The following is a 13,010-nucleotide window of genomic DNA, read 5'->3' as shown; positions in this document are numbered from 1 at the left end:
TAATAGTTTGAATACAGAACGAAGAGGCAATAATGAGGTTTTGCCTCTGCGGTTAATTATTATTTTAGCGGCAAGTAAATATCAGTTATTAAATCACACTCATCTACTTCATGAATGAGATTTAAGTAATGAAAGAAGCACGGAAAATCTCTAACTTCTTCAGTACTGTTTGGTAACCATTGACGATATAGATAATAAACAGTGTCGCTGATAGTGTCATGACTGCCAAAGTGCCTGACTAAAGCGCAGCGACCTGCCGGGATCTCACCATTTTTTACGCCGTATTGATTATCGCTAATTGGTTGCTTGACGCTGCCAGCGAAGTCAAAGCGAAAATCGTTGTCGTCAGTCACCGCAGGATCGCTATAAGGGATGCCATAAGTATCACTGGTTTTTACCGGTGATAAGCCTGACTCTTTTCGCCATTTAATAAACTGTGCGGCTGTTTCCATAAGCTTAGTGGCCGAACCGTTGTGGGTAAGCAACGCAACAGCTTGCGGTGCAAAGTGAACAATTTCTACTTTCATATTACTAACCTTTAATTCAGGTATTTTAAAGTCAAACTGCGCATGCCAATGTGGCCAGTTTGGTGTGCTTCTGAACTGAGTTGGGGATTGAGCAAAAACACGTTTGAAAGCACGACTAAAAGCTTCAGGACTTTCAAAACTTGCCTCTAATGCAATATCAATAATGCGTTTGTGATGCTCAAAAGCAAGCCGATAAGAGGCGCGCTTTAAGCGAGCAAATTGCGTGTACTTAGTAACGCTTACCCCCATTATTGAGATAAATAAACGATGAAAATGAAATTTAGAACAACAGGCAACGGCACTTAAACTATCTAATGTAAGTGGCTCATCAATATGGTGGTTTATATAATCACAGACATGATGGATGCGCTGTAGGTGCGTGTTTTTCATAGTTACTCGTTATACTTTTATTCAGAAGTGGCGTCAGTGTGACAAAGTAAGAGAATGCCTGCCTGATTGAAATTGCTCAAGTTGCTTTTTTAATAAAAAAGAGCCCAAAGGGCTCTTAACTGGGGGAATTAATAAGGATTGATAGGGGAGTAGAAGTTGTTGTTATTACCATTAATGCTCACGTCTAGTTGCATACCATTATGAGCGTGGCTAACCACATTGTAATTATCACCAGGTAGTAGCTTTACTCTATTAATATTTTGATAGTTTACTGGGCTCCCACATTGCAATGTCACTCTTTGCGTATTAGCCGTTTCTTTAAAGATGTAAACTTCATTGCTGCCGTCAACAACACCTGTACCAGAGGCATCGATGAACAGTGAGGTTGCCTCACTGGCTGCAATAGAAAAATACTGATTGCTGTGATGGCCTAAAGACACGATGGCACGCCCCATTCTGTCACGTTCTTGGAAGTGTGTATCGGTTAAGCTGTTGTTTAATACAGGCACATCAATAAATCGACTGCTGAAGTTAAGTGTTTCGTGGCAAAAGTCAGTGACTACTTCATCTGATACTGCGCCAGCAACGCCATCTGGGTCGTACACGCTGTTTGCCATTAATGCCATGCCTGCAGACGTTCCGCCAACGACACCGCCCTTATCAAAAACGTGTTGCACAGCGGTTTGTACTTTTGTACCTTGCCATTGATTAAGATAATCAGATTGGTCACCGCCTGCAATCCATACAAATTCGGCACTGCGGATAGCCCAGTCAACATAGTCATCATTCGCTTTGTTGCGAGTATCAATGATCAGTGTTTCTACTGAGTCGGCATTCATTAAGTTCAGTAAATAATCGTTATAAGCGTCAGTACCAGAGGTTCTAAGCACAACAACATCGGCACCGCTGCCAACATGGTTAGCAACGCGATTACTAAATGCTTGATCAACATCGCTGCCACCGCCCATAAGTAATACAGCACCTTGATCAGCTGTTAATGTGTTGCATGAATCAGCACTGCCACCTTGTAAATATGCTTGTAATGAACCTGGCTTTGCAGGGCGAGAGCTATAGCCACAATCACCGCTGCCACTTCCGCCACCGGTGTTACTACCTTCACCAAAATTGACCGTTAAATCGTACCAACCTGTACCGGAGTAACGCGTTACTTTTACATAATAAGTACCCGTTGATTGTGCACTATAACTGCCTGTTTCTGGTACATTGCTAGTTGCCCCTTCGGCAACAGCAGATCCTGTTTCTTGGTATAATGCCCAGTCAAAATCATCGTTAGTGTTGTGCTCAAGGCTGACCTCAATAGGCCCGACTTGAGTTACTTCAAAGCTAAACCAATCAGTATCATTGCGGCTCAACGAGCCTGCAACGGTGGTATTACTACAAAGTTGGGTATTTGCATTGCTTTCAGTGTCGTTTGATTCAACTTCGTTTGTTAAGCAAGCATTGCTTGCAAACGAAAAAAACATGCACGCGGCTAGTGATCCATTAAGAATTGAGAGTTTTCTTTTCATTATTGTTACCTGAATTTTAATTACATAGAAGCCTTCCTACTGCGAGGCATTATTGCTTTTAAATTATTCAGGTTTTTTTATTCGTCGAACCATTCACTTAAATGATAGTTGACAGAACATTCTTGAGGAGCACTAGGAGCGATAATAAATAATTTGTTCATTTATGCCTCCTAAGTGATTATTGGTGTGTTTCAGCATTGTTGCTGAATATTCAATATTACAGTTGGGTGTGCAATTTGCAACTATTTATTAACTTTTATTTTACTTAAATCTCAAGTTTATGTTTTTATTGGTTTATCAATTCGCTTCATCATTTACTAAAGCAACTGGTTGTTCCTCAACAAGTAAAGCCAATCTTTCACGTTCAGCTTTAGAAACGTAAGCAGGCTTATTACTTTTGTGTAATTTAGCGTTAGCGCGCTTATCTCTTTGATTAAATTTAGTAACGATCTTTTTTCTGCGGTTCATGGTTTATCTTCACGCGCTTAAAATTGGTGGCATAGTATACAGCCTTATTGCAGCCATTAGCTATTTAAATATTTTGCTCTGAATCTTGCTGTGATAGGTACAGTGCTGGCTTAATAAAGGTTAACAACGTTACAGTTGCAGAGTCGTTTGGTTTATCCAATTCTCGGTCTTTTAAAAATAGGAATTTGTTTTGAAACAGTTTATTTTAGCCAGTTTGGCACTTTTGGCCGCCAATGCACATGCTAACCTTGATACGCGCAGCGATGCTGCGGCGCAATATGCGGTCAATATATATCAAAGTGCACAAATTCATACCTTAGCTAATTTAGTATCATTCCCGACGGTTAATAAAGACGGCATCAATACTCCTGATAATCCCGACTTTATTGGCTTTAAAGCTTTGTTAAAAATGAAAGCTGCTGAACTTGGTTTTGATTACCAAGATTTAGGTTACATAGTCTTAATTGGTATGGGTCAACAAACAGATAAAGTAACCATAGTAACCCATGGCGATGTGCAACCTGCCAACGCAAGTAAGTGGAAAAAAAGCCCGTTTGAAATAGATAGTACCTCAGAGCCAGGTAAATTAATTGCGCGTGGAACAGAAGATGATAAAGGTGCTATCGCAACCGCTTTATATGCAATGAAAGCTATAAAAGATCAACAGATCACACTTAATAATCGTATTGAGTTGATGATTTACTTAGCTGAAGAATCTGATTGGGGTCCGCTTGAAGAGTTTATGAAAAGCTATCAGCAGCCTAAATATGCGGTTACTATTGATGCGTCATACCCGGTGGTTGTCGCGGAAAAAGGTTGGAGCTTAATTGCACCAACGTTTAATGCTACCTCAGCACAAACAGGAGTGTATGTAAGTGAACTTACTGGCGGCGCTTTTAAAAGCCAAATACCAGAAGATGCGAGTGTGGTGTTACATAACGCCGATACTGCGTTAGTCAGCAAACTTAAACATGCAGCGAGTGCGCTTAACGCTGTGGAATTTAACTTTAGCGAGCAAGCTGATAGTGTTGTTATCAGCGTAAAAGGGTTGTCTGCTCATTCATCAGAGCCAGAATCTGGGGTTAACGCCATTGCTTACTTAGCAGAAGTTTTTAAAGGTGTTGAGCTTGAGAATAACAGTGATGGCCAAGTAATTGCGTTTATTAATCAGCTAATTGGTCTTGATATACATGGCAAACAGTTTGGTGATATTGCTTATAAACATGACTTTATGGGACCTATGACAGTAGCACCAACGCTTATTGAACGTAATGGTAATGAACTCACACTCGCTGTGAATTTACGTCGCCCAATGGGTAAAGATGAAGCGGTATTGCGTACGCAAATTGATACCGCACTGAGTAATTGGCAAGTGAGAAATAACGTAAAGTTATCTGGTGTTGATGTGGTGATTGGCACGCCAATGTTGCTCGACAGCGCACCTCATGCACAAGCATTGTTAGATATTTTTAAACATTTTACCGGTGATCAAGAGGCTGGGTTTGTATCTATTGGTGGTGGCACCAATGCCAAGTTATTTGATAATGCGGTATCGTTTGGGCCATCAATGCCAGGCAAGCGCTACACCGGTCACTCAGAGCATGAGTTTATTACAGTTGAACAACTTAAGCTCAATCTTAAAATGTATACAGCAATGATGATAAAGCTGGGTAATATGTAACTTAGGTTGTCATACACACAAAGTAAAACGCCGCTAAATTGCGGCGTTTTTTTACTTCTAAGTCGTTAATTAAGCTAAGTTAACGTTTCAAAGTAGTCGTTCATTTACAATTTTTTATATTAGCAACGTTGATTTTCCATAAAACACTTAACATTTACGCGACTAAATGATAAAAAGTTTTATCGCCTACTGCGTTTAAAATAAATGGATAGTTGTAATGATGGAATTTTTAAACTTAGCGCTTACTTTCCCCACCGTTATTTTTTCAGCCCTGTTGTTAGTTGTGATGTTGTTTTGGCTAATAACACTTATTGGCTTTGCTGATATTGACATGTTTGAATCAGATCTAGAAATTGAAGCCGATGCGTCGCAAAGCTCAGGCTTGAGTTCATGGTTTAGCATGGGGTTTGGTGGCATCCCAATTACTGTATCTATTAGTCTCGTAGTGATGAGTAGCTGGTTGATCAGCATCTATGCCCATAAGTTTTTTGCCTACCTGTTAGGCGATGGTATGTGGTTTTATATTTTTGGCGTGCTAATGCTGGGCGTTTGTTTGCTGATTGCTATGCCAATTGCGGCCATTATTTCTCGGCCATTACAGCGCTTTTTTAGCAGCGCACAAACCTCGCAAAGTTCAGATTTACTGGGTTTAGAATGTGTTGTTGTTACTGGCAAAGTAACTAATACATTTGGCCAAGCACGGGTTAAATTTCAAGGTACTGAGCAGTTACTTGAAGTTAGAGCTGAAAATGACGAGCAATTTACATCAGGTGACACAGCGGTGTTGCTTGAACACCTCAAAGAGCAACACTGTTACATTATTACCGCCAAACCTTGGTAATACCCTAGTTTATTTAGGGGTAAGTAACACATAATAAATCGATAATCACGTTAGGACATAACATGGAATTTTTAGATAATCTCATACCTATATTGACATTTGTAGGTATAGCAATCGCTGTTATTTTTGCTATTTTGCTAATTATCGGCAAGTTTTATCGCAAGGTAGAGCAAGGCCAAGCACTGATCATTAATAAAATGAAGAACGAGCCCGATGTCACCACTACGGGCGGAATTGTTTATCCTGTGATCCATAAAATGGAAGTGATGGACATTTCAACCAAGCGCATGGTGCTTGAGCGTAAAGATAAAGGCGGTTTGATCTGTAAAGATAATATTCGCGCCGATATCGCCATTACTTTTTATATTCGTGTTAACGAAAACAAAGAAGATATTTTACGCGTTGCTAAGCAAGTCGGTTGCGCCCGTGCATCAGAGCACGCCACATTGCAAGAATTGTTTGAAGCGAAATTCTCAGAAGCACTTAAAACTGTTGGTAAGCGAATGGATTTTGTTGAGTTATTTACTCACCGAAATGAATTTCGCGATAATATTAAAGAAGTGATTGGCCAAGATTTATCGGGTTATTCACTTGAAGATGTTGCTATTGATTACCTTGAACAAACGTCAATTGATAAGCTCGATCCGCAAAATATTCTCGATGCCGAAGGTATTCGCCGCATCACTGAAATGACAGCAGTACAAAATGTATCTACCAATCAATTGAAGTGTGATGAACGCGCTAAAATTGAGATCCAAAATCAAGAAGCCACCGAAAAGTCACTGGAAATTGAGCGTCAAAAGCAAGATGCAATGTCACGTCAAGTGCGCGAAATTGAAACCGTGAAAGCCCGCGAATATGCCGAAGCTGAAAAAGTACGCCAAGAAGAGCGCTTAAAATCAGAGCAAGCCCGCATTCAAACAGAAGAAGCGATTGGCATTAGCGAGCAAAATAAGCAACGTGAGCTTGATATTGCCGAACAAAACCGATTACGCGTTTTGGGTATTGAAGAAGAGAAAGTTGCTCGTTCACGTGAAATTGAAGTGATCGAACGTGAAAGAGAAACCGAAATCCTGCGCATCAATAAAGAAAAAGCACTGGAAGTAGAACGTAAAGAAATTGCCGATGTAGTGCGTGATCGCGTGATTGTTGAAAAATCAGTGGCTGAAGAAGAAGAGCGCATTAAAGATGTGAAGGTACTCGCAGGTGCAGAGCGCGAGAAGAGTGCGATGATCATTCGTGCCAAAGCCGAAGCCGAACAGTCATTAGTAAAAGATATCGAAGCTGCAAAAGCGCAAGAGCAAGCCGCAGAATATAAAGCTCGTGAGCTTGAAACAATGGCCAATGCAGAGCTTAGAATTGCTAATCAACAAGCTGAGTCGAAAAAGATTTTGGCGCATGCGCAACAAGTTGAAACAGCTGCTAAAGGGCTTGCTGAAGCGGATGTTATTAAAGCGAAGGCCGAAGCAAATGCAATTCAAGGTGAAACTGATGCTAAAGTAATGCGTCAAAAACTTGAAGCTGAAGCACAAGGTAATCGTGAAATTGGTTTATCTCAGGCGCAAGTACAAACAGCCATGGCTGATGCGAATGAGAAACAAGGTGAAGTGGAAGCGATTAACCTAGAGCGTAAGATGTGCGCCGAAGCAAAAGGCCTTGAAGAGAAGCTACAAGCCTTGAACGCAATGGATCAAGATGCTCGCGATTACGAAAGCTTTACGCTGCAGCTTAACCAGCAAAAAGAGCTCGTATTGGCAAAAATTTCGGCCAGCAAAGACATTGCTGAGCACCAAGCACATATTATGGCGAAAGCCTTAGGTAATGCTGATATTAATATTATGGGCGGCGATGGTCAGTTCTTTAATCAATTTATGAGTGCAATTAGTTTAGGTAAATCAATTGATGGCTTAGTTGATGAAAGTAAAACCGTACAAACCGTATTTAAAGATCACTTAAATGGTGATCGTAATTTAATTGAAGACCTAAAAGGGGTGTTAGCTGGGGCGAATGGCTCAGCCGAAACACTTAAAAACTTCAACATGAGTAAGTTATTAAAGCAGTTAAGTAATACCTCTGCGGCTGAAAAAAGCCAATTACTAAGCATGTTAGGCGGTAACTTAGGTGGTGGGTTAGATGAGAAAATTAAACTAGATCCAAAAGACTAGCTTAATTTCTAAGTTCTCTCGTTGTAGCCGCAATAGTTTAACTATTGCGGCTAACTTCTATTAAATTTCAGGATAGGTTTCATGACGGACGCAACTCAACAAGCGCTAGAACAAGGCTCGTACGATTTAATTAAACGCCGCTTAAATAATTTTGGTGCTAGTTTAAAAACGCAAATAGATGATGTAAATACACAGCGTATTAACGAGTTTGGTAGCACTGATCTACAAGTAAAAGGGCGTGTTCGCGTTCGTACGGAGCAAAATTGTACCCCGCGCGATATCGTGATTATTGGCGATAAAGTTATCTTTGCTTACAACGTATTTTTGGGATTAAAAAAAGAAACCGCAATCAGTGATGTATTTAGTGTACAAAAGTTGGTGGAGCAAGACGACCATTACGAAATTGAGCCTTACCCAGAGACAACGCGTTTTTTAACCGATAGTCGTTTTATTCGTGATTTTGAAGAACTGTATACCTACTACAAACAAACCAGCCTACAGCATTTATATCAACAAAATGGCAAGCTATTTGCTCTATTCCAAATCGGTGACAAGTTATCGGATGTGCGGGTTTTTCGCTGGGAAATTCACCCAGACAACACCATTAATTATATCGATAACCGCGGTGAGCGTGATATTCAACACGCACATGACTATGATTTTGAATGGCTCAAAACTGACCGAAGTAACCACATAGAAGGGCGCCACGCTCATATCAACATCGCGGACCAAGTGTTTGTTGAAACCATTGGCGGTTCACTGACCATTAAAATAGAAAACAGCACTGACACCGGTGAAGGGATTTATCAAGAAGCTGTTGATGATAAAAACCAATCCCTTGCTGACAGCGAAGTTGAGTACGCGCTGGTAGGCGACTTAGTGCTGCTAAAAATTCTCCCATACCGTGAAAAAACATGGCGTTACTTTATTTATAACACCCGCACTCAGCAGGTCATGCGCCAAGATGCAATCGGCAGTGCATGTGTTACTTTACCTGAAGATCACGGCATTATTTTCCCTGGCGGTTACTACTTACAATCAGGGCAAGCACGCTCGTTTGAAGAGCAAATAGAAGATTTAGAATTTCACCGACATATAAAGTCACCAAACGGCGAAGATGTTTTATACGTGTTTTACGAGCCAAGTGAAGGCCGTTACGCGCTATTTGCCTATAATATTATTGATAAAAACCTGCAAAATCCAATTTATTGTCACGGTTATGCTATTTACAACGATGGTATAACGCTGACTTTTAAAGCCGATAAAGACCAAGCGGAGCGAGTACACCCGATTCAAATTTGGCAAAGCCCGTTTGTATCGGCTGAATTTGCAGCCAATGCGCCGCCACTTACTAGCTTTTTTGGTAAAATAGGTAACCCCGATTTAGTTCGCGGTATTTCTGATTTATACAGTGTCTGTAAAGCCATTAGCGAGCAAAGCCCGACTTTATTTCATTACGAAGATTTAATTGCCCTTAGCCGGAATATCTTTGACCGTTACCATTGGCTTAACGAAAGCGAATTTGCGGAAATCGCACAAAACCTACACAGCATCAATGAAACCGCTGAGCAAGTGCTTGATGAGTTTGAAAAAGTCACCGAGATTCAAAACAAAGCCAAGCAAGCCTTGGTGGATATTAATAAGCAATACACTGATGTAACCCGAGAAGTACGTCCTGATAGCTTTAAAGTCGCACCGCAATTTGTGCAAGGTATTGATGCATTAAAAATGCTCAAAGGGCAAGTAATAAGCCTTGAAGATATTAAATATATAGATATTGCTGCACTGAATAACTTACAAAGTGAAATTGATACACGGCTGGTGGAAGTAAGCCAAGCAACAGCCGCGTTTTTACAACAAGACAGCGCGCTGGCGCCGTACCACGAAAAACTTAAAGAGCTTGAAGAGCTAAGCAGTAAAAGCGAAAGCGTTAGCGAGCTGAAGACCTATATCGCACAGTTAGATGCGCAAAGTGTAGAGCTGGATTTACTTAACCACACTATGCTTGATTTAGACATCGACGACAGCCGTGTGCGCACGCAAATCCTCGAAGATATCAGTGCTGTTTATGCGTTGGTTAATCGTGCTAAAGCGAGCATTGAAATCCGTCAAAAGAGCCTTGGCAGTGTTGAAGCTAAAGCTGAATTTGCCGCACGCTTTAAGCTTTTTTCGCAAAGTATTACCAACGCACTAAATAATGCTAAAACCCCAGAGGCGTGTGACGAGCAACTTTCACGTTTGCTTATTCAGCTTGAAGAGCTGGAATCGCAATTTAGTGATTTTGACGAATACCTGACAGAGATCATTGCCAAACGTGATGACGTATACGAAAGCTTTGAAGCGCATAAACAAAGCTTAATTGATACCCGTCAGCGCCGCGCATTGAATTTAGCCAATGCCGCCGAGCGTATATTGCAAGGCGTTAACCGCCGTGCGCAAAGCTTTACTGAGCTTGATGCATTAAATACTTATTTTGCCGCTGATCCTATGATCAGCAAGCTTCGTGCATTGACTAGTGAGCTTAAAGAGTTAGGCGATGAAATTCGTGCCGATGATATCCAATCAAAGCTAAAAGCCAGTAAAGATCAGGGCATACGTTCGTTACGTGATAAACAAGATATTTTCACTGACGGCGGCAATACAGTCAGTATTGGTAAGCACGCTTTTAGTGTTAATAAGCAATTACTCGATTTAACCTTATTGCCGCGTGACGAGCAGCTGATGCTGCACTTAACGGGTACTGATTATTTTGAGCCAATAACAGATGAGAAAAGCTTACAAACGTTACAGCAAAGCCGTCATTTGTGGCAACAAACATTAGTTTCTGAAAGTGAGGTGGTTTATCGTGGTGAGTATTTAGCTGCACAAATATTACTCGCTTGTGAAAACAGTGAGCATTCGCTGACTTTTGCACAATTAGAGCAGGCACAACGAGATAAACAATTATTGCAGCTGGTGCAAAAATTTGCTGAACCGCGCTATCAAGAAGGCTATGAAAAAGGCATTCATGACCACGATGCATGGGCAATTATTGACACCTTATTGACGCAAAAAAATAGTCTGGATTTACTTATTTATCCAGCTAGTTGTCGTATTATTGCGCAGTTATTTAGTGCGCAATTGTCATCTGCACAACTGAACGAATATTTCCATCAAGCGAGCAATGCTATTTTGATGGATAAACACTTTGCTGCGACCAGTTTTATCAGCACGTTAACCGCGCAGTTAAGTGAACAGATCAATGTCTTTTTAACTCAAGTTAGCAAATTATCTGCACGTTTTGCTGATTTATCCAGTGACTTGGCCGCAGCTTATTTAGTGCAACAATTAGCGCAACAAAAAACGGCAGAGCAACAGCTATTTATCGTTTCTCAGCAAGCTAAAAGTTTAGCTGAACAGTTTAGTAGTGACGCTAAAGCCAAAGGTTATAGCAACGAGCTTGCTCAGGCCTGTGAAAACGTAAAGCAAACTGATGAGCGGGCATTATTATTTTTAAGTTGGCTTAATGCGTACTGCATGCAAAATCCTAAAGTGTCGGCGATGGTGCAGGCGGAAGCGGCTAACTACTTGCATCTCAGTGCCACCACAACATTAAAATACACTGTGTTGGACGTCACCCCAAACACCCAAGTTGAGCGTTTAATGGGGCAGCATAAACGAGTGCAAGAGCAAACTTTACATGTTGATTATGCAGAGTTTTATGCCAGAACTCGTAAATACATCACTGAGCAAGTACCGGCTTTTGAGCAGTATCATGCACTGCGCAGTGATATTTTAGCGGCGCAAAAAGAGCGCCTGCAACTTGAGGAATTTAAAGCCAGGCCACTTAGCTCGTTTGTACGTAATCAGCTGATCAATAAAGTGTACTTCCCAATTATTGGTGATAACTTAGCAAAACAAATTGGCTCAGCAGGTAAAAACAAACGCACTGATTTAATGGGCATGCTATTACTGATCTCGCCGCCAGGTTACGGTAAAACAACCTTAGTTGAATACGTTGCTAACCGTTTAGGGCTGACTTTTGTAAAAGTAAATTGCCCGTCGATAGGGCACGATCAGGTGTCACTCGATCCTGCTCAAGCCATTAATGCTACTGCTGAAAAAGAGATTGCAAAAATCAATCAGAGCTTTGAAATGGGCAATAACGTGATGCTGTATTTAGATGATATTCAGCATACTAACCCTGAGTTTTTACAAAAGTTTATTTCTTTGTGTGATGGCTCAAGACGTATTGACGGGGTGTGGAACGGTAAAAGTAAAACCTATGATTTACGCGGTAAAAAGTTTGCCGTAGTGATGGCAGGTAACCCGTATACGGAATCTGGTGAGAGCTTTAAAATTCCTGATATGTTGGCAAACCGCGCCGATATTTATAATCTTGGTGATACCTTAGCCGGGTGTGAGCAAGAGTTTGCCATGAGCTTTATAGAAAATGCGCTAACATCTAATGCAGTATTAGCGCCATTGGCTAACCGCAACATGGAAGATTTATATAAGTTAGTGCGGATGTGTCAAGGCGAAGACATTTCATTAAATGAGCTTGAACACGGCTATTCACAAGCGGAAGTTAACGAAATTAAAGCGGTACTGATGCGACTAATCACTATTCGTAATACCGTACTAAAAGTGAACGCCCAGTATATTGCCTCAGCCGCGCAAGATAATAATTACCGCACAGAGCCGCCATTTAAATTGCAAGGCAGCTACCGTAATATGAATAAAATGGCAGAAAAAGTCGTTGCTGCCATGAATGACGAAGAGCTAGAAAACTTGATTTGTGACCATTATCGTGGTGAAGCGCAAACACTCAGTAAAGGCTCTGAAGAGAACTTACTTAAACTCGGTGAACTGCGTGGCACCTTAAGCGCAGAACAGCAGCAGCGCTTTAGTCAAATTAAAGGTGACTTTGTACGTTTAAATAAACTTGATGGCGCCGGCAGTCCGGTGATGATGGCGGTTGAGCAAATGGGTTATTTGCATCAATCACTGGAAGAGATTGCCGGTAAACTTAGTAAAAACAACCTAAGCCACGATTACAGCCAGTTATTGCAAAGTGTTGGTGTGAATATTCAAGGTTTAGATAATAAACAAGCAATTAGTAGCATAGCGCAATCGCTTGATAATGGTTTTGTGCAAACGCCTTATATGGCAAGTTTAGAGCAATTAAGCCGTGCTATAGCTGGTAATAACTATCAACCACACTTGCAGGCGTTAATTGAGCAACTTGCAGCCCTTGATAATAAAGAGGCTGTGAATGCGCTAACTGCAGCGGTTACCAGTAACAATAACCAAACGTCATTTACTGAGCTTGTTAATGCAATTAACCAACAAACTCAAGGTATCAATAATAACAATGTGCAGGCTCAGTTTGAAAAATTAATTGCTGCATGGGGCGCGAAATAGCATTTA

General features: G+C 41.0%; 7 protein-coding genes. 4 read left to right on the top strand and 3 right to left on the bottom strand.

Annotation, left to right across the window (positions count from 1 at the left end; all coding sequences use genetic code 11):
* Positions 1–59: 59 nt before the first annotated feature.
* From H5163_RS04270 to H5163_RS04260, 3 genes are all read right to left on the bottom strand, one after another.
* Positions 60–917: a GyrI-like domain-containing protein gene (locus H5163_RS04270; protein ID WP_182734452.1), complete on the bottom strand. Its 858-nt coding sequence runs from the start codon at positions 915–917 to the stop codon at positions 60–62.
* A gap of 128 nt (positions 918–1,045) precedes the next feature.
* Positions 1,046–2,446 carry a pre-peptidase C-terminal domain-containing protein gene (locus tag H5163_RS04265; protein ID WP_182734451.1) on the bottom strand — a complete coding sequence of 467 codons (1,401 nt, stop codon included), beginning with the start codon at positions 2,444–2,446 and terminating at the stop codon, positions 1,046–1,048.
* Positions 2,447–2,743: 297 nt separating this feature from the next.
* Positions 2,744–2,914, bottom strand: a complete 171-nt coding sequence (locus tag H5163_RS04260; protein WP_145237486.1) for a DUF2986 domain-containing protein — start codon at positions 2,912–2,914, stop codon at positions 2,744–2,746.
* Positions 2,915–3,104: 190 nt separating this feature from the next.
* Here H5163_RS04260 and H5163_RS04255 point away from each other — a divergent pair, with 190 nt between their 5' ends.
* The 4 genes from H5163_RS04255 (at position 3,105) to H5163_RS04240 (ending at position 13,004) form a co-directional block, all read left to right on the top strand.
* Positions 3,105–4,595 carry a dipeptidase gene (locus tag H5163_RS04255; RefSeq protein WP_182734450.1) on the top strand — a complete coding sequence of 497 codons (1,491 nt, stop codon included), beginning with the start codon at positions 3,105–3,107 and terminating at the stop codon, positions 4,593–4,595.
* 217 nt (positions 4,596–4,812) lie between these two features.
* A complete protein-coding gene (locus H5163_RS04250; RefSeq protein ID WP_257325469.1) occupies positions 4,813–5,436 on the top strand; it encodes a YqiJ family protein in 624 nt (207 codons plus the stop codon).
* 62 nt (positions 5,437–5,498) lie between these two features.
* Positions 5,499–7,601 (top strand): flotillin family protein, encoded by a 2,103-nt coding sequence (locus tag H5163_RS04245; RefSeq protein ID WP_182734449.1) that lies wholly within the window; start codon positions 5,499–5,501, stop codon positions 7,599–7,601.
* An 81-nt stretch (positions 7,602–7,682) separates the two neighbouring features.
* Entirely contained in the window at positions 7,683–13,004 is a 5,322-nt protein-coding gene (locus H5163_RS04240; RefSeq protein ID WP_182734448.1) for a DNA repair ATPase, read from the top strand.
* Positions 13,005–13,010: the final 6 nt, after the last annotated feature.

The organism is Pseudoalteromonas sp. SG44-8, from assembly GCF_014164125.1.
Lineage (GTDB): Bacteria > Pseudomonadota > Gammaproteobacteria > Enterobacterales > Alteromonadaceae > Pseudoalteromonas > Pseudoalteromonas rhizosphaerae.
The sequence above is the reverse complement of the archived record's forward strand: the minus strand, read 5'-3'. Positions and strand labels throughout refer to the sequence as shown.